This window comes from Paenibacillus sp. sgz302115, from assembly GCF_056120445.1.
Genome location: NZ_JBVYOK010000007.1, coordinates 1 through 18,911 on the forward strand (window position 1 = coordinate 1; position 18,911 = coordinate 18,911).

Here is an 18,911-nt window from a genome sequence, read left to right on the forward strand (position 1 = left end):
TATTTCCCGCTATTCCCTTGATCCTTTTCGTTTAACATGAGACACCGCACTTTCCTACAAAATTACCTATATTATACCAAATCAAATGAATGCGGTGTCGTATTGAAATATTGGGTTTCTCAACAGTCTGAGAAATTCCACCTCAGTTATAAGCGATTGCCCTACCCCCGTAATGGCTTCCGTGGTATTTCATCACCGCTCATGGTATATTGAGGAGTACATTATTAGAGGACGGAGAATGCTTCCATGAACACAAGACGAAATTCCAAAGACGGCTCCAAACGCGGCACAAAGCCCGGAATGAGCTCCAAGGCCCAGCCTAAACCAGGAACAAGAAAACCTAATCATAGATCAGCCGGCAAACCGGGAACATCCGCCAAGACTCCGGCACCCTCCAAAACCTATACGGTTGCTGAGCCCGCTGAGCTGCTGGCTTTTTTGCTGAAGACTCTCGCTAACCGGGGCCGCAATGCAGTCAAATCCATTCTCTCCCGGGGGCAGGTATCCGTGAACGGCAAAGTGGTGACCCAGCATAATTTTCCGCTCCAGCCGGGACAGACCGTAACCATTGACCAGGAGAAGCCGGTCCAGGCCAAAGAAATGATCGGATTGACCATCGTACATGAGGATGATGACCTGATCGTCATTCAGAAGGACGCCGGATTATTATCCATCGCAACAGGGGAAGACAATGAACTGACAGCCTACCGCCAGCTTATGGAGCATGTCCGCTTGAGTAATCCGAAGAGCCGCGTTTTTGTAGTGCATCGTTTGGACCGTGACACGTCCGGCGTGATGATGTTCGCCAAGAGTGAACAGATTCAGCAGAAGCTGCAAAATTCATGGAAAGACACTGTTAAGGAACGAACCTACGTGGCACTCGTGGAAGGCGCAGTCAAAAAATCCGAAGGCACGATCAGCTCCTGGCTGAAGGAAACCTCGACACTCAAAATGTACTCCAGCCCCCATGAAGGGGACGGACTGCATGCCGTAACTCATTATAAGCTGATCCAGGCCAACCGCCATTTTTCTCTGCTAGAGGTACAACTGGAAACCGGCCGCAAAAATCAAATCCGTGTGCACATGGCAGATATCGGACATCCGATTGCCGGAGACAAGAAATATGGTGCGGCTACAAAAGCGGTGGGCCGGCTCGGCCTGCATGCCCGTGTGCTCTCTTTCATTCATCCGACAACCGGAGAGCTGCTGAGCTTTGAGAGTGCCATTCCCAAGACCTTTCTGAAATACACCGCACCTGCACCGACCAACTGAGCCTTATTGATTATAGACCATCCCCCGAAAAGGAGGCCGATTCACGTGGAGCTTACTGCACAGCAATCGCCGAAATAACCGGCGGTGATCTTTATGAGAGCCGCCGCAAGGAGAAAGGGCGGAACATAATGACAGCAATTATTGAGCTTATCGAAAGACTTCCCACAGTGGAGGAGCACTCCATGCTATGGGAGGCCGTCGGCTGGGGCAAGGTGAATACGGAGATGACAGCGGCTTCGCTGAATGGCTCTGTATATGGACTGGTCCTCTGCCATGAGCAGAACGCCATCGGCATGGGCCGGATCGTCGGAGATGGAAGCATGTATTTCTACATTCAGGATGTTGCAGTCCTGCCGGAATATCAGGGCCAGGGGCTCGGAAATCGTATCATCGGGCAATTGCTCGAATATATCCAAGCCCATTGCTGGCCGGGTGCATTCGTCGGTCTGTTCGCCTCTCATGGCAACGATACCTTCTATGAGCGGTACGGCTTCCAGAATCATGCCCCGGGTATGACCGGCATGTTTAAGGTGATGGAATAAGCTGAGGCAAGAGGATAAATGTATTTCGTACAGTTAAAATCGCCTTTTTCCGCCGCACAAAGAAGATAATTGCATTTCATACAGCTATTATTTGGATTTTTCGCCGTATACGCCATTTCACACAAATATAACTGCACGAAGTACAACTAAAGGTCAGCTAGGCGGCGGGAAGGCCGAAATAAGTGTACAAAGTGCAGTTCGAGACCTCCTGTTGCAGCAGGCAACAGAACCGGGTGCGACAAAACTAAGGGTACCTTTCAGCCAACTGAATAGGTACCTTTTTTTGCGCAAAATAAGTGTAGGGGGCTGCGGCAGGCGGCAACATTTTCTCTCCATTTCGCGTCATGATACAATAAAGAGAAACTTAAGAAGGTGACTCTTGATGTTCCATCCTACTGTCTTTGACAACATTAAAATTGCTTTTGAGAACCAAATCTACGACTACGATAATCTGGATGGGATTCTTGTTGTGACGGACCGTTCCGATGTACTGGACCTTGCGCTGATGTCCCGTGAATTCAGCTTGTCCTTCAAGCTGGTTAACGGCAGAAATGTGACGTCCGAGGTAGTTCTGTTGTCATCGGTAAAAGAGCTGAGCGACGAAATACTGGAGACTCCGGGCAGCGATCCCGGCTGTAATCTCCTGCTGCGCTTTTATATGGAGATTGAAGATGCTGAGGTGCAGTGTCCGGCCATTGAGCGCATCCTCGCCGCAATCTGGGGACCAGAGCTGCTGCCGGTGCAATCGCTGAGCTTTCTGTATGGCCAGGAGACAGATACGTATAATAACTGCATTGAGCTGCGGTTCAAACGGCAAATCAACGAAGAGCAAATGGAAGATATTCCGAACCTTCTGAACTTTCTGCTGCAGAGCGCCGAGGAGCTGGAGGAAATATAACCTAAAGACGAGGTGAAGGGATCATGAGCTTCCTGCCATCAGCCAAAAGCAAGCGCTGGACAATCTGGTACCTCCTTTACGCATTGATTCTGTGGCTGCTGCTCGTGCTGGACCGGTTTGTTCTGCTTGATAATGAGTTCAGCCTTTCGGTTATGGTACGATTTGCTGCACTTGCCCTGGCGGTATCCGTCATTGTGAACAGCTTCGGCTGGTTCGGTGCAAAGCTCGTATGGCTGATTACCACGGCAGGCCTCCTTATCGGGCTGGCTCTCATGTTCACCTACACCTACCGGGACATGTCGGGCTGGGAGGATCTGGCGGGATTCCTCGCTTTTGCAATATTCACGGTGGGCGGCTTTGCGGCCGGGTTAATCGTGGAGGGCATCTATCTGCTGATCAGACAACAGCGCAAGCAAGGTTAGCTTACCCGCGACAGATCAGGTACACCATTCCCAGGATTACATGTTGAGGTGATTGCCTATGTCCAATTCCTTTCTGACCAAAAAAGCACTCGCTCATTCGTTAAAAACGCTGATGGAGCATGCCCCGCTGAACAAAATCTCCGTCAAGCATCTGGTGGATGATTGCGGGCTGAACCGTCAGACGTTCTATTATCACTTTCAGGATATTTTTGACCTGCTGGGCTGGATTTACCGGACCGAAGCCGTGGAGAGCGTTGCCCAGTACCGCAGCTACAGCACGTGGACGGATGGCTTTTACCGGATTTTCTGCTACATTGAGTCCAATAAAGCCTTTTGCTATAACACGCTGAACTCACTTGGGCGGACCCATCTTGATGCCTATCTTTACGAAGTTACCAATGAGCTGATTATGGGGGTTATTCAAGAGCTTGCGGCCGGCATGGAGGTTAGCTCCGAGGACAAGCGGTTCATCGCCAATTTTTATACACTGGCTTTCACCGGCCTTATCATCCAGTGGATGCGGGACGGGATGAAGGAGCAGCCCAAGCATATCATTGAGCAGCTCAATGTGCTGATTGAAGGGAATTTCGCGAAAGCGCTGCATAAATACGAGAAAAAGCTGTCGTGAAAACAGCAAGAAGGCCTGCAGATTTCTGCAGGTTTTTTTGAAATATAAGAAAGTATAAGTTTCACGCTATAAATTATCCTTATATTTCTCGCTGAAACGGATACCGTCCTTTTTAAGGACGGCGTAGCCGTTTCTACTTGGCGTTCAAAGAAAAAGCTTGTCAAAAAACCATACACATTGCCTCAAGTGACCAATTTCCTTACATTCCCGGACTTTTGATCATACCTTCTGTGCAAGCCTTGGATTACATTAGGGACAGCAACAGTTATCATTAACCCTATATGGAGGCGACAGTTGTGAAAAAAGAGTACGGTAACAGCCAGGTATATTTTGTCGGCGGCGGAATTGCATCCCTTGCGGGAGCAGCATACCTCGTCAGAGACTGTGACTTTCCCGGACAGAACATTCACATTATTGAAGAGATGAAAATTCTCGGCGGCAGCAACGACGGCGCAGGCAGCAGCGAGCACGGTTATGTGATCCGCGGCGGACGGATGCTGAACGACGAAACCTATGAGAATTTATGGGAGCTTCTCAGCACTATCCCTTCTATCGACCATCCGGGGAAATCCGTGCGGGAAGAGATTACAGAATTCGACAATGCCAATCCCACACACTCCAATGCCCGCCTGATCAACCGCAATGGCGAAGTCGAAGATGTGCTGTCGATGGGCTTCGATATGGCGGACCGTCTGGCGATGGGCAAGCTGATCATCACACCTGAAGAAGCAATGGGCAAAGAGCGGATCAACGACTGGTTCAGCCCGCATTTTTTCCAGACCAATTTCTGGTACATGTGGGCAACGACCTTTGCCTTCCAGCCTTGGCATAGTGCGGTTGAATTCAAAAGATACATGCTCCGCTTCATGCATGAATTCCCGCGAATCCAGACGCTTGAGGGCGTAACCCGCACGCCGTATAACCAATACGACTCGATTATCTTGCCATTGCATAAGTATCTGGAGCCGTTCGGCGTAGATTTCAGCTTGAAATGCACCGTCACCGATTTGGACTTCAAGGACGGAGACGGTATTACTGTCACGAAGATGCATGTACTGCGCGAAGGTGTCCCGGATGTCATTGAAATTGGTGAAGCGGACCGCGTTATCGTTACGAACGGCTCCATGACCGAAGGCTCCAGCCTCGGCTCCATGACAACCGCTCCGCGTCTGAACGGCAAAGGCAGCTCATGGAAGCTGTGGGAGAACATTGCCGCTAAAAAGCCAGGCCTCGGCAATCCTTCTTCCTTCGACGATCATGTGGATGAGTCCAAATGGGAATCGTTCACCGTTACTTTTCAGGATTCGACATTCTTTGAGCTGATGGAGAAATTCACACGCAACCGTGCCGGTACAGGCGCGCTTGTAACCTTTAAAGATTCAAGCTGGGTCATGTCCGTTGTGCTGGCCTTCCAGCCGCATTTCCGGAATCAGCCGGAGCATGTAAGGGTCTTCTGGGGCTACGGGCTGTATCCCGACAAGGTCGGCGATTTCGTGAAGAAGAGAATGTGCGACTGTACCGGTGAAGAAATCATGCAGGAGCTGATCGGACACCTTCATTTTGAAGAGCATAAGGAAGAGATTATGGCTACCGCCAACTGTATCCCTTGCATGATGCCGTACATCACCTCCCAGTTCATGCCAAGACTGAACAGCGATAGACCGCAGGTCGTTCCGGCGGGCTCCACCAATCTGGCTTTTATCAGCCAATACTGCGAAATCCCGGACGATGTCGTCTTCACTGAAGAATATTCCGTAAGAGCGGCCCGAATCGCCGTATATACGCTGTTTGGTATTGGCCTTCCAATTGAGCCGATCAAGCAATATCAATACGACGTGCGGACGCTGTTCTCCAGCTTTGTGACTTCGTTCCGTTAATATAGATAACTGTAAAAACAAAGCCGCTCTCGCTTGAACTACTCAAGGAGAGCGGCTTTGCTATATGCGGCAAGGCGCTAATTATGCTTGGTTAGATACTGCAGGACCCGTCATCGCAGCCCTCGGCATCTGCTGCCTTGGCCTTTGGCTGGCCGATGGTTTGAAGCACGGGCTCACTCTGCTCTTCAGCCCACACTGTATCCAGTACCTCAGAGAATACCGGACCAGGCTGTGCGCCGGACACAGCATATTTATTGTTGAAGACGAAGAACGGCACGCCGGTAATATTCAGACGCTCACCTTGGGCAATATCGGCTTTCACTTTATCCGCGTAGGCGTCTGTTTCCAGCATCGCCGCTACATCAGCCGCATCCAGCCCAACCTCAGCAGCCATAGAAGCCAGCTCTTTGTGGTCGGCCAAATTATGCCCATCGGTGAAATAGGCACGCAGCAGCCGTTCGGACATCTCGGGGCCTTTACCTTTGGCGGCTGCATAGTGACTCAGACGGTGGCTGTCAAAGGTGTTCGTATTCTGTACGCTGTCAAAGTTGAACTCCAGATCGACCCCTTTGGCTTGCTCCGTCAGCTGAGCATTCATCTGGACCGCTTTTTCACGGGTCATTCCGTACTTGGCTGCCAGCATATCATGGACATCCTGGGTTGCATGCGCCGGGGCATTCGGATCGAGCTGGAAGCTGCGGAATACCACCTCCACCTTGTCGCGGCCTTCGAACTGGCTCAGCGCGTTCTCCAGCCGTCTTTTGCCGATATAACAGAACGGACAAGCATTATCGGACCATACATCTATTCTCATGGATTAACCTCCTAAAATTAAGTAACTATTTATATCTCACTTACGATTATATAGTTAAAAACCGAAAATTACAAACACATTCTCTCCGGACATGCAAAGTGCCGCCAACCCTCATTTAAAAAGCGGAGGAAATTGGCGGCAAGCGGACGGTTAAGTGAGTAAGCTGTCTCATTCTGCTTGGAATTCAGAGACTGGAAGCGCTGAATAGCAGGTTACTGTCAAGCGCAGCCTTGTACAGCATCAGTTCTAAATCTGTGGCTCGGGACGGAGCCTTTGTGGTTCGGGGAGAGAGGGATTCGTCATATCCATCCTCCTGATGCTGCTCCGTCCGTTACAAACGGCTAGACTCCTCCGGTCAGGAGATGATTCTGTTCGTGGACGATCTGCTAGTGCGGTGTGCTCAGCTTCTTGGCGAAGCCGTCACCGACAAATGGCGTTGCCAAAGGCTCCAGCCCCAAGCTCTCCTGCAGCAGATTGTACAGCCTGGCACCGATAATTTCCTCCGAATAATTCGAGCGGACGATCTGCAAGGCGGCTTCTCCCATCTCTGCGCGTAAAGCCGGATTACCCAGCACCGTCTCCATTGAGGAGGCAAGAGCAGCCGGGTCCAGCCCTTCCGCGAGCAGACCGTTAACCCCATGCTTCACCAGCCCCCGTACTCCCATTACATTAAAAGCAACCGTCGGCAGGCCGCAGGCTCCTGCCTCCAGGATGACAAGCGGCAAGCCTTCATAACGTGAAGGCAGAACAAAAAACTCGGATACACTATAATAGCTGGCTAATACATCCTTGTTGCGGATGGTACCGAGCAGAATCACTCGTTCCTCCAGACCCTTTTCCGCGATTAGTGCCTTGAGACTCTGCTCATCCGGCCCGCCGCCGGCGATCAGAATCTTGAGCTTCGGAATATGCTTCAGCTGTTCGGCAGCCTGAACCAGCAAGGAATGGCCTTTCTGGTGCTCGAACAACCGCCCGACGGTGATGACATAACGGCTGTCCGGGTCAAGACCAAGTGCGGCCAGCGCCTCCTCCTTATCCCGCCGGTAGAACACCCCGGAATTCACAAAGTTGGGCAGCAGCCGGATTCGCTCCGCGATATGCGGGAAATGACCGACCATGCTATTCTGCTCATCCTCATTAAGCGTGGTAAGGAAAGCCGCCTTGTGCAGCGTATGCTTTTTAATCGGCAATATCCATTTATGAATGCTGCCTCCATGATACGCGGCAATAATGGGGATGTTCAGTTGCTTGGCGGTTGAAGCCAGGCGTTCAAAACGGCCGGAGGCATATTCCTGGGCATAGATCAGGCTGATGCCATCCCCGCGCAGAATCTCACCCAGGTTCTTTTGAATGGTGGATACATATTGGGAGATAAATTTACCGATGGGCGTACGGTGGGACAGCGGGATGAGACAATACGATTTGTATAGTCTCCCCACAGGAATAAATTTTATTGTACAATCTACAATTCCATGCTGGTAGGTACGGACCTCACTACCGACCCGGGTGAAATTATAAATGGTAGTGCGGATGCCTTTGGTATGTAAGAGACGCGCATAGTCAAATGAGAAATCATTATGATACGAGCTTACATATTCCTCTTCACTGAGACCCAGCCCTTTTACGAAGAAATCTTCAAAGTAATTGGTATGCATAAAGATCCCGACATGCATAACGTCTCCTCCTAAAAGTTTTTTAGCGTTTACTTCCTGTATCAGCTTCGTAAAAAACTGACCTCGGAAACATAGGCTTAAAGTTTTGTCCGAATAGTTCATATTACTTAAAATCAAATACAACTAATTTCCTAATCATTATAATTGCAAACGCTATAAAAAAAAGTAAACGAAAGTGGTATATACGGCCTACCTGAAGGGGGGGTAAACTTAGAGCAACAAGAACTTTCGGTGCATTATATTCTCGTTAAGCGGACGCTTGGGGCGTCCCGGAAGGAGTCAGCAGGCATGCATGATGTGTCTATCGTAATTCCCACCCGCAACCGGATCAAGGATCTTAAGCTGTGCATTGAGTCTATCGGCAGACAGACGGAGCTTGAGGACGTCTCGATTGAGCTGCTGATTGTTGACGATGGTGAAATTGAGAATAATGTGCTGGATTATTTCCGCAGGGTGCTGGCGCAGATGCCACAAGCAGAACTGCGGTATTACCGTAAAACCAAACCCGGTGTCTGGCTCTCCCGATATGAAGCGCTGGGACTTATTGACGGAGACATTCTGCTCACCTTTGACGATGATGCCGAGCTGGATGATCCGCTGTACATCCGCCGGATGCTCGACACCTATGCTGAGGACAAGTCTATTGTCGGTGTTGGCGGCATTGCCAGAGGCCTCTCCAGCAGCAGATCCGGCAAATGGCTTGGGATGCTGACCTTTCAAATGTCGGGTTCCCCCGGCAAGCTGTCAGCCAGCACACTGGCAGGCTCCTCCCTGCTCTGGGGCGAGACAGAGAACACGTTCGAAACAGATTTTTTTCACGGCTGCAACATGTCTTTCCGGGCTTCCGCGCTGAGGGATATGAAGCCTTATCCGTGGATGACCAGCTATGCTGTGGCTGACGATATCTATATGTGCCATTTGGCCAGCAAATATGGCAAGCTCGTCATCAATCCCGATATGAAGATTACCCACCATGAATCTCCAAGCTCGCGCGACAAGGCGGGCCGGGTGGCGCGGGCAACCGCGGTCAATCATTATTACCTGCTGAATTTGCGCAAAGCACCGGTGAAGAATTACGCCGCCCTGCTGTGGACGCTGACCTATCTAACGGGCAAAGCCACACTTAAACGCAATTTCAATGCGGTCTCGGGCTACATCAGCGGCATCCTCTTTGTGCTGAATCCCCGCAAGGACAAATACCGCGAATTTATGCTGGACTAACCTCGCCGTGTTGCTTTAAGACAAGCCAAAAACCCGCTCCCCGGAAGGGGAAGCGGGTTTTGCTTGTATAACTGGGCTCCTGCATATGAAGTATAAAATTATGCCGTTACCTCTTGGGTCACGTTAGCCGTGCGTTTGTTCTGGCGCAGGAAATACAGTGTAGTCAGTGCCAGGAAAACCACTGCATAGCTGAGCAAATAAACGATTTGCTCCCTCATTAAGGCGTAGTCGCCGCTGGCGACAATCGCTTTATAGCCGACGATGCTGTGCGTCATGGGAAGCCAAGGATTCACCTTCTGCATCCATTGCGGCAACAGCTCCAGCGGGAATGTGCCCGCACTTGAGGTCAGTTGGAAGATCATCAGCACAATCGCCAGGAAACGTCCCGGGTTATCCAGCCAGGTTACCAGCGCCTGGACAATCATCGTGAAGGTGAAGCTGACAATCAGAGTGAATACATAGAAAAGCGGTACACTCTGCACCTCAAGCTTAAGGCCATACAACAATATCAGATCGGCAAGAACTGATTGAAGGACACTCACCAGCACAAAAGTCAGTGTACGGCTGACAAATCTGCCCATCGGCGTCGCCCCCGGCACACTGGATTCACGCAAGGAGAACACTGTTGTAAATACGAGTGCGCCCATAAATAGTGCAAGCGACAGGAAATACGGCGCAATCCCACGCCCGTAATGATCCAGCTTATAATCGGTTTTCTCCGTCAGCTTCACCGGCTCGGCGAACATATTCACCGTGTCATCGCCCGACTTCACCTCAGAGGTTTTAGCTGCGGCATCGGTCAGCTTCTGCGCCAATTCGCCGCTGCCGCTGGTCAGCTTGTCCGCGCCGTCTTTCAATTCACCTGCGCCATCCGTGAGCTTGCCTGCCCCTTGCGACAGGCCGTCCACACCGCCGGACAGCTTGCTTAGCCCTTGCTCAAGCTTCTCGGCGCCTTTGTTCAGCGCCGTTGCGCCATCCGCCAGCTTGCTGCCGCCCGCAGTGGCATCGTTCAGCTTCTGGCCGAAGGCCGTCAGCCCTGCGGCCAGCTCCTCGCCGCCATCCGACAGCTTCGCGGCGCCTAGAGCCAATTGCTGCTGTCCCTGGTCCAGCTTCGTGCTGCCGGCCAGCAGCTGCTCCTGGCCTGCGTGCAACTGCTGGCTGCCTGCGGCAACCTGCTGGCTTGCCGCCAGCAACTGCTTGAACTGCTCATTCTCCTGCAGTCCGGGGGTTACCGCCATCATCTGCTCCAGCCCTTTGGCCACCTGCTCCGCTCCAGTGGCCAACTGACCGCTGGCCGCTTCGGAAGCCGTTAGTCCATCCTTGAGCTGGCTGCTGCCCGCCTTTGAGGACTGCAAGCCCTGCTTAAGCTGCGCAGCGCCGCTCTGCGACTTCACAGCGCCGTCCTGGAGCTGCTGCTCCGCCTTGGACAGCTTGCTTAAGCCGCCCGCCAGGTCTGTCGCCCCTTGCGCTAATGTGCCCGAACCCTGATTCAGGCTGCCCGCCCCACTGTGCAGCAGCTTCAGCCCGCTTTTCAGCTCGTTCGTACCGCTGGCAAGCTTGTTCAGGTTGCTTTTCAGCGTAGACAGGCCGTCGTTCAGCTTGCCTGCTCCGTCACTCAGCTTCGTTGCGCCGCTGCCCGCGTCGCCGAGGCCTTCGGAGATCGTATCCACCTGCTCGAACATGCTGCGGGTATATGCGGCCGTAATTTGTGCGGACAGCTTCGCTTTCAGCTTGTTCATCGCACTGTTACCGATCTGACCGGCTACAAAGTTGTAGTCGCTGTTCGGCTCGAATATAATTTCAGCCTGCACCGGGTGCTCCTCGGTCAGCGTTGTGGCATTTTTGGAGAAATTCGCCGGAACCGTAATCGTCATATAATAGCGGTTATGGGCCATGCCATCCTTGGCTTCCGCCGCATTAACAAAATCCCACTTGAAATCGCTGTTGTCCTTCAGCTCCTTCACGAAATCCTTGCCCACTTCCATAGCTTTACCTTCATATTTCGCACCTTGGTCCAGATTAACAACAGCAACAGGCAGCTTGCCGGTATTTCCGTAAGGGTCCCAGGAGCCTTCCACCAGAAAACCGCTGTACAGCATCGGCAACGCCGCCACGCCGAGTAAAGTGAGCAACAGCATCGGCTTGCTCACGAGCATTTTCAAATCCTGCAAAAATACATTAATCGCTCTCATTGCTCACACACCTTTCATATTGAGGTCTGGTCGTAACTGGGGGGAATGTTTGGACTTCCGGCCGCTGTTATGTTTGGATTTCCTGATTTGAACCGCTGGTCGCAGTAGAAATCCAAACATAAAGGCGGTCGCTATCGCTCCGTAAGTATCCAAACCTCCCCTCCGTCACTTCTGCCCTTTTTATAATTTGCAAATTTATGAAAATTTTTCACAGCCAATCATTATAGCTGGAAAAAAATAGCCTTCACAGGCTAGAAAGCTTGGATTCTATGCGAGAATACCATTTGAAATAAACAGGATCATATGCTCCTTAATCCGGCTCTTATCCAGCGGCTCATGCTCTTTGTTCCATTCCGTGGTCAGCGCCAGGTACAGGCGAAAAATCATAAACGCAGCGACGCTTGGATCGCAAGGCTTCACTTCTCCCCGGCTGATTGCCAGCTCGATCTGCTGCCGCAGGAAATCCAGCGCATATTCCTCCATCCGCTTGACCCCTTCCAGCGCCTGGACCGTACCGATATCCCGCACCTCCTGTGCCAGCTTGACGAACAGCTCATGATCGGAGCGGAATTCCAGGATGGAGTCCAGCAGATTAAAGAGCTTCTGGATAAAGCTGTTATCTTCCGCCGCCAAACGGCTCATGACCGAAGTCAGCTCATAGGAGGCCTTGTCCAGAATTTCGGCGAACAGCTCATCCTTGTTTTTGAAAAAGGTATAAATCGTGCCTTTGCCCACATTTGCGATCTTGGATACCTGATCCATCGTTGTGGCTTTATATCCGAACTGTACAAAGGACTGCGTCGCCGCCTGCAGAATTAACGATTTGCGGTCAATGGACATGCTTCTTTCTCCTTCCTGACAGTTAAAATTGACTATTTTTTATTTTTGGTCACTCGGTCATAAATCAATTTACCACGTCTCCGGGCATATGACAAACATTTTAATTAAATTTTTACTTATGTCGCGGAACTTATACAGGACTTATGCCAAAATGTCATGAATTAAGTATCCATTACCAGCTTGTCTGGGTTATGATAAGAAGGATGTGATCAAGAAACTAACTTTATGGATGGTGGAACATGTTTAAGAACAAAAAATCGGCGCTTACCCTGCTCACTCTCGTTCTTGCCAGCGCTCTTGCTGTCACAGCCTGCAGCAGCAATAAGAACAATAGCAGCAGTCCGGCTGAAACCGCCAACGGCGCAAAGGTATCGACGGATGGGGGAACCAAATCCCTGGAGCAGACCTTTTATATCTATGACACTGTAGTGAACATCAAGGTGTTCGGCGACAATGTAACGCAAAAAAATATGGATCACATCCAGCAATTGCTGGAGCGAATGGATAAAGAGTTCAGCCGCACCAAGCAAGACGGAGAACTGTATGCTGTAAATCAAGCTGCGGGCAAAGAGGCCGTGGCTGTCTCCGACGAAACCCTGGATATTGTAAAGCAATCGCTCAAATACGCCGAGGAAATGAACGGGCTGTTCGATCCGACAATCGGACCTCTTGTGGATCTCTGGAATATCGGCAGCGGGGGAGATCACGTTCCGCCTCAGGCAGAGATTGACAAAGCCAAAGCATTGACTAATTATAAGGACGTTATTGTGGATGATAAGGCGAAGACGGTCAAGCTGGCCAAAGAAGGCATGGTGCTGGATATGGGCGGGATCGGCAAGGGATATGCGGCTGACCGCATTGCCGATTATTTAAAGGAGCAGGGCCTGGACAGTGCAATGATTAACCTTGGGGGCAGCAGCATTATCGCGCTTGGCAACAAGCCTAACGGATCGCCATGGAACATCGGCCTGCAGGACCCTGACCAGAGCCGCGGAACCCAGCTTGGAACGATCAAGATTTCTGATGAGGTCATCGACGCTTCCGGCGTGTACGAACGTTTCTTCATGCAGGACGGTGTGCGTTATCATCACATTCTTGATCCGCGCACAGGTTTTCCTTCCCAGAACGGGCTGAAAAGCATTACGATTATGAGCCCTAACGCAACGGATGCGGATGCCCTGTCTACCGGAGTGTTCCTGATGGGCCTCGAAGACGGCATGAAATATCTTGAATCGCTGCCGGAGAAGGTCGATGCCTTCTTTATTACCGACGACAACAAGATTTATGCCACCTCAGGACTGCGGGACAGACTGCAGCTCACCGATCCTACGTATACTTTTGCTAACTAAATTAATACAACCTGCAGTGCAATAAAAGAACGGCGGAGCCTGGGCTCCGCCGTTCTTTTTGCCGCACATAAGATTAAATGATAGGAAGTTCACTGAATTCCCGGTAGTTCGTAAAAATATAGCTCGGCTGATGATCCGTTCCCGGCTGCCGGCCGCGGGGATTGTACCAGATTACCTTCCAGCCCGCCGCAAGCGCGCCAACCACATCATTGTCCCACGTATCCCCGACATAAAGCGATTGCTCCGCTGTTGTTCCGGTTACCTTATTCACATGGGCAAAGATTGCCGGGTCCGGCTTCGCCAGCCCGACGGCGTCCGAGATGAAGATCATCTCCTCAGGAATGAGCTTGTCTATGCCAAGTCCGCGCAGCTTGTTCATCTGATGCTCCTGCGGCCCGTTCGTAATGATGCCTACCTTGTGCCCAAGAGAGATAAACCGCTTAAGCTGCTCGGCCACGCCTTCTATCATTTCAATGCTGTATTGACGGCCAATGTACGACGCCTGGACTTTTGCCGCCTGCTCGCGGCTTAGCTTCAGCCCATATTCGGCAAAAGCCAGCTCCAGCCGCAGCACCCGCGTCTCCTCCAGCGCAAGCTCTCCCCGCAAATACTGCGGCCAGAGCAAATCACTATGATGCCTTACCTTATAGAACAGATCAGCATAATTCAGCGTGCTCTCGTCCGGCTGCAGCACCTCGCGCACAGCTTCCCGGAACGGCACCAAATGATCGTACAGCGTATCATCCAAATCCCAAAAAATCGCCAGCTTATTCACATTAACGCTCCTTACCAGGTTCTTTCAATTAGAAAAAAACAAATCGTAAGTATAAAATTCATCATCGCGGATATAGCCGTTCGCTTCATAGAGACGCTGTGCCTCGGTATTATGAGTCATTGTGGTCAAGGTCACGCCTTTGGAGCCTGTGCTTAGCGCAAAGTTCCGAACCCCCTCCAGAAGCAGAGAGCCCAGTCCGTGGCCGCGCTGCTCCGCAGCAACAAACAAATCATTCAAAATCCATAGCCGCTCGGCCGTCACTGACGAAAAGGATGGGTACAGCTGTGCAAAACCTTCGGCTCGCCTGGATGATCCCTCACCTGTTACCGTCATGAATAGGACCGATTCATTATTTTCCAGCCGCTCTTTCAGAAACCGCCTTGCTGTTTCCAGATCAGAGACCTGTCCATAATAGACACGGTATTCATCAAACAACGGAGCAACCAGCTCTACATCCCCGCAACCCGCCTGTTCCAAATAATAGCTTGCCATGAGTATTCCCGCTTCCCGGCCTTGGCCCTTTTACCATTATTTTAGAATAGCGTTCCTGCCGCAGACCATAGAGAGAATGACGTTTCATTTGGACAAAATCACCAGGTACTGCTCTAGTCTCTCGAATCATAGAACACATGACGGGCGCTGATCTTCCCCTCTTCAATATCCATCAGACCGAAGGAATACTGCTTCTCACGCCGCTTGTCCGTAGGAGAGCCCGGATTGAACAGCAGAATGCCGTTCTCCTTGCGCAGCAGCGGCTGATGGGAGTGGCCGAACAGAATGCAATCCACATCCTCGCCTTCAAAAGCAAGCAGCGCATTGCCGTCGGTTCCCTTGCGGGAGTACGGCGTATGCCCGTGAATCATCCCTATGCGCACGCCCTCCAGCGTAATAATCTTGCGCTCGCCAAGCCGCCGGATAATCTCCGCACCGTCATTGTTGCCGGCAATCCCCTCCACCGGAGCAAGCTCTGCCAGCAGGTCATAAATCTCCATCGACACCCAATCACCCAGATGCAAAATCATATCCACCTTGCTGAATTCCTCAATAAGCACGGATGGCAGCCCTTTGGCACTGCTGGAGAGGTGCGTATCCGATACTACTCCTACCTTCATCTGCTTCAGCTCCTAACCCGTATAATCATGAACACATATCGCATATTGCAAATACTTATTTTCAGCTAATTGTACGATCTACCGGGGGGAGAAGCAAGTAAAGCGCTCATGTCAGGCACATGGAAGACTCATAGAAGACTCATCGAAGACTCATGGCGGACTTGTATTCTGCACGATGCCCCGGCAAGCCATAGTGGAATTTCTCCAACTAATTTCGCTCACATGGCGTAATAAGAAGACCTTAGCTGGAATTTCTCCATCTAATCTCTATGTTTTAAGCCTCCAAGCCGCCTGGGGCGGCTATTAGTTGGAGCTTTTCCATTTTATTCTTATAACAGGGTATCTAATGCGGAATTAGTGGGAGTTTTTCCATATAATCTTGCAGAATACGCAGCTTTCGGGTCGCACAACCGGGCCACATGGATTGCCATAGCTGATCATCAAGCAGAAGCCTTATTTTTGTGAAAAAAGGAGAGCCGACCGGCCCCCCCTTGTAACTCCCGCTTAACTATTTAACTACAGCGATCAATAAAAGCCAATCGTCGATGAAGCCTCCTTCATCCATTCCCGCTTGCGCCCTTTGTCCAGTTCGCCGCGCATGCCGCGCACAAGCGCCTCGACATCGGTCCGGCCATTCTCATGCCATTCCAGCGCCGCGCTGACATACAGCTCACCGAGCTGGGTCAAGGAGAAGTCTGCGGTTAGCCGCGCCGCCGTGGCGACGCCCTCTTCACCGGCAAAAGCCGAGAAGCCCCGCAGCTTCAGGTACTCCAGCCGCAGTTCCTCGTCCGGCATCTTAATCTCATAGGCCCGATCGAAACGTCCGGCGCGGTTCATGAGGCCGGGGTCTATTTTCTCCGGATAGTTGGTTGTGCCGATCAGAAAAATCCCTTCCTTCGAGGTGGCCCCGTCCAGCGTATTCAGGAAAAAGGATCTGACCTCCTGCGGCATAGAGTCGATATCCTCAATCACCAGCACCATCGGCGCCAGCCTTGCAGCAGCCTCAAATACCTCGTTCACCGATTCGCTGCTTGTATATTCGGTAATCTGCCAATAGACTACAGGCCCAGGTACACTGCCGGCAATGGATTTGACCAGTGTGGTCTTGCCGTTGCCCGGATGCCCGTAGAGCAGAATCCCTCTTTTGTAAGGAATATCATAGGTAACATAGAAGCTGCGGTCCGAATCGAAAAATTGGTCGAGCGAGCGGAAAATCTCTTTTTTGATGCCCGCCTCCAGTACCACATCCTCGCGTCCGACAGAACGTGTAATCGGCTCATCCTCACGGTAGATCCCGTTGCGTCTGTCGGTAAAGACCGTCACCTTGTTGATATTCTGCTCCCGCTGCCGCTTGCGCACATTGCCCAGAAAGCCCTGAAGCTGCTCGTCGGAGGCGGCAAACACATAATCCTGGAAGTTGATGCCGTTCTCCTGAAATACAGGAACCCGCGCCAGCGCTACGCCCATCTCAGGATAGGCCAGCACGTTGTTGCGGATCGACAGGTGAATGTTGTATTCCGGCTGCTCCTTGTCATCCTCATACACAAACGTCCGGTCCTCCAAAAGGTCGAAAATGCGCGCCACATGCTCCACACCGGGATGTCCGCTCTGCACATCATTCAGCAGCAGCGTCCAATATTCACTGTTGGGATCATCACTGGCATACAGCTCATAGCGGACACCATAACGGGTGTACAAAGCTTCAAGAATTCCGTTCACCAGGCGCGCGTAGGCGTCGTAGCCTTTGATCATCCCGGTGGTGTTCTCGTCGTATTCGTAGATTACAGTCTGTTTCTTGTACTCCTTCTCCATAGTTACTTGGTCCCCTTTATCGCTGCGAGCGGCTTGCATTTGGCCACAACGGCAGCAAGCCCCGCCCCCGTAACGCTTTCTATTATCTCATCTACATTCTTATAGGCCTGAGGCGATTCGTCAATGATAGCTTCCAGAGAATGCTGGTTGACAACGATCTCATCCTCTTTGCCTACCTTAAGCGATTTGGAAAAATCATTGACGCTCACCAGCCGCTTCGTTGCCGAGCGTGAGCGGATGCGGCCCGCGCCATGACAGATGGAATAATAATTCTCTTCCCCGCCTGGCTGGCCAACCATAATGTACGAGGCTGTGCCCATTGAGCCTGGAATCAGCGCCGGATGTCCGGTAGCGGCATAAGGGCGCGGATTATCAGGATGTCCGGCGGGCAGCGCACGCGTTGCTCCTTTGCGGTGCACGAACTTGGCCCCGGAAGCAGTCTGCTCCATCCAGGCATAATTGTGCATCAGATCGTAAAGGGTACGCAGCTCGCATTTCGGTCCGAACACATCACGGAAGCCTTCGCGGACCGCATAGGCAATCAGATGGCGGTTCACCACCGCATAATTCAGCGCGGAGTACATCAGATTGACATAACGCTGCGCCTGCGGATGCGCAAGCGGTGCATAGATCAGGCGCGGATCGGCGCTGCCCAGGCCGAGCTGGCCCATCACCTTCGCAAAGGCCGGTGTGCAGAACTGGTTGACCATGCCTCCCCAGGCCCGGGAGCCGGAATGAATCATCACGGCAACCTGCCCGTCGTGCAGCCCCCAGGCTGCCGCCAGCTCCCGCTGCTCCTCGGCGACCTCAATCGCCTGAATCTCCACGAAGTGGTTGCCGCCGCCCAGCGTTCCGAGCTGCCGGTGCCCCCGGTGCCAGGCCATTTCCGGAAGATCATTCAGAATGTCCTCGTCAAAAGCAAGCTTGCTGATCTCGACATGCGACAGAGCGCTCGACTTCTTCGGCGTATAGCTGTCCGGCACGTATTTGTTCGGCAGTCCGTGCAGACCCTTGCGGACGATGTTCTCCAGCCGGATATCGCTGTAATGCCCGCGCTGCTGCTGCTCCATCGGCAAGTATTTCTCGATAGCCCGCACCAGCTTCCGGCGCAGCTTCACCTCTCGCAGATCGTCCTTGTGGAGCGTGGTCAAATGCACGCGCATGCCGCAGCCGATATCGCTGCCGACGATAGACGGGGACACATAGCCGTCAGCGGCATCCCACACCGCCGTAGTGCCGATGCAGGTTCCGACGCCAACATGCACATCCGGCGTATAGCTCATATATTCGATATTCGGGATTTGCAGGTTGTTGTTCGCCATCTCAAGTACTTTATAATCCAGCGAAGCAAACAACTGCTCACTGGCGTACACCTTCAGATCGCCGCCCGGCAGGGCAAGCTCATGTTTATAGCGGGCCTCATAATCGCCCGTGTGCTGCATATTCATAATTGTCGTTCAATTCCCTTCAAATTGTAAATTCTA

The 18,911-nt window shown here is 51.9% G+C and carries 17 protein-coding genes; 8 read left to right on the plus strand and 9 right to left on the minus strand.

Going from position 1 to position 18,911, the window contains the following annotated elements; genetic code table 11:
• Positions 1–246 precede the first annotated feature (246 nt).
• From AC0LWN_RS15115 to AC0LWN_RS15140, 6 genes are all read left to right on the plus strand, one after another.
• Positions 247–1,272: an RluA family pseudouridine synthase gene (locus AC0LWN_RS15115; protein WP_474666639.1), complete on the plus strand. Its 1,026-nt coding sequence runs from the start codon at positions 247–249 to the stop codon at positions 1,270–1,272.
• Between the two features lie 128 nt (positions 1,273–1,400).
• Entirely contained in the window at positions 1,401–1,814 is a 414-nt protein-coding gene (locus AC0LWN_RS15120) for a GNAT family N-acetyltransferase (RefSeq protein WP_474666641.1), read from the plus strand.
• A gap of 382 nt (positions 1,815–2,196) precedes the next feature.
• Positions 2,197–2,712, plus strand: coding sequence for a hypothetical protein (locus AC0LWN_RS15125; protein WP_474666643.1), 516 nt, complete (start codon positions 2,197–2,199; stop codon positions 2,710–2,712).
• A gap of 23 nt (positions 2,713–2,735) precedes the next feature.
• Positions 2,736–3,134 carry a hypothetical protein gene (locus tag AC0LWN_RS15130; protein ID WP_474666645.1) on the plus strand — a complete coding sequence of 133 codons (399 nt, stop codon included), beginning with the start codon at positions 2,736–2,738 and terminating at the stop codon, positions 3,132–3,134.
• A gap of 58 nt (positions 3,135–3,192) precedes the next feature.
• On the plus strand, positions 3,193–3,762 hold the full coding sequence (dhaS, locus tag AC0LWN_RS15135) for a dihydroxyacetone kinase transcriptional activator DhaS (RefSeq protein WP_474666647.1): 570 nt from the start codon (positions 3,193–3,195) through the stop codon (positions 3,760–3,762).
• A gap of 296 nt (positions 3,763–4,058) precedes the next feature.
• Complete coding sequence (locus AC0LWN_RS15140) at positions 4,059–5,639, plus strand: oleate hydratase (protein ID WP_474666649.1); 1,581 nt, start codon at positions 4,059–4,061, stop codon at positions 5,637–5,639.
• Between the two features lie 91 nt (positions 5,640–5,730).
• Here the strand turns inward: AC0LWN_RS15140 and AC0LWN_RS15145 are convergent, their stop codons facing one another.
• Positions 5,731–6,453: a DsbA family oxidoreductase gene (locus AC0LWN_RS15145; RefSeq protein ID WP_474666651.1), complete on the minus strand. Its 723-nt coding sequence runs from the start codon at positions 6,451–6,453 to the stop codon at positions 5,731–5,733.
• 386 nt (positions 6,454–6,839) lie between these two features.
• Positions 6,840–8,126, minus strand: a complete 1,287-nt coding sequence (locus tag AC0LWN_RS15150; protein WP_474666653.1) for a glycosyltransferase family 4 protein — start codon at positions 8,124–8,126, stop codon at positions 6,840–6,842.
• A 288-nt stretch (positions 8,127–8,414) separates the two neighbouring features.
• Between AC0LWN_RS15150 and AC0LWN_RS15155 the strand changes: the two genes are divergently transcribed.
• Complete coding sequence (locus tag AC0LWN_RS15155) at positions 8,415–9,347, plus strand: glycosyltransferase family 2 protein (protein WP_474666655.1); 933 nt, start codon at positions 8,415–8,417, stop codon at positions 9,345–9,347.
• A 98-nt stretch (positions 9,348–9,445) separates the two neighbouring features.
• On the opposite strand, the gene AC0LWN_RS15160 is transcribed toward AC0LWN_RS15155, so the two are convergent.
• Positions 9,446–11,539: a YhgE/Pip family protein gene (locus AC0LWN_RS15160; RefSeq protein WP_474666657.1), complete on the minus strand. Its 2,094-nt coding sequence runs from the start codon at positions 11,537–11,539 to the stop codon at positions 9,446–9,448.
• 267 nt (positions 11,540–11,806) lie between these two features.
• Positions 11,807–12,379, minus strand: a complete 573-nt coding sequence (locus tag AC0LWN_RS15165) for a TetR/AcrR family transcriptional regulator (protein WP_474666659.1) — start codon at positions 12,377–12,379, stop codon at positions 11,807–11,809.
• Positions 12,380–12,618: 239 nt separating this feature from the next.
• On the opposite strand from AC0LWN_RS15165, the gene AC0LWN_RS15170 reads away from it, so the two are divergent.
• Positions 12,619–13,728, plus strand: a complete 1,110-nt coding sequence (locus AC0LWN_RS15170) for an FAD:protein FMN transferase (protein ID WP_474666661.1) — start codon at positions 12,619–12,621, stop codon at positions 13,726–13,728.
• Between the two features lie 73 nt (positions 13,729–13,801).
• Here AC0LWN_RS15170 and AC0LWN_RS15175 read toward each other — a convergent pair whose 3' ends face one another.
• The 5 genes from AC0LWN_RS15175 to AC0LWN_RS15195 all read right to left on the minus strand — a co-directional run bounded on the left by AC0LWN_RS15175 (position 13,802) and on the right by AC0LWN_RS15195 (position 18,875).
• A complete protein-coding gene (locus tag AC0LWN_RS15175) occupies positions 13,802–14,503 on the minus strand; it encodes an HAD family hydrolase (RefSeq protein WP_474666663.1) in 702 nt (233 codons plus the stop codon).
• Between the two features lie 24 nt (positions 14,504–14,527).
• Entirely contained in the window at positions 14,528–14,995 is a 468-nt protein-coding gene (locus AC0LWN_RS15180) for a GNAT family N-acetyltransferase (RefSeq protein WP_474666665.1), read from the minus strand.
• Positions 14,996–15,108: 113 nt separating this feature from the next.
• Positions 15,109–15,615 (minus strand): metallophosphoesterase family protein, encoded by a 507-nt coding sequence (locus AC0LWN_RS15185; protein WP_474666668.1) that lies wholly within the window; start codon positions 15,613–15,615, stop codon positions 15,109–15,111.
• A gap of 525 nt (positions 15,616–16,140) precedes the next feature.
• The gene (locus AC0LWN_RS15190; RefSeq protein WP_474666670.1) at positions 16,141–17,427 is read right to left on the minus strand and encodes an ATP-binding protein; all 1,287 of its coding nucleotides are present in this window, start codon (positions 17,425–17,427) and stop codon (positions 16,141–16,143) included.
• 2 nt (positions 17,428–17,429) lie between these two features.
• Positions 17,430–18,875: an RtcB family protein gene (locus AC0LWN_RS15195; protein WP_474666672.1), complete on the minus strand. Its 1,446-nt coding sequence runs from the start codon at positions 18,873–18,875 to the stop codon at positions 17,430–17,432.
• Positions 18,876–18,911: the final 36 nt, after the last annotated feature.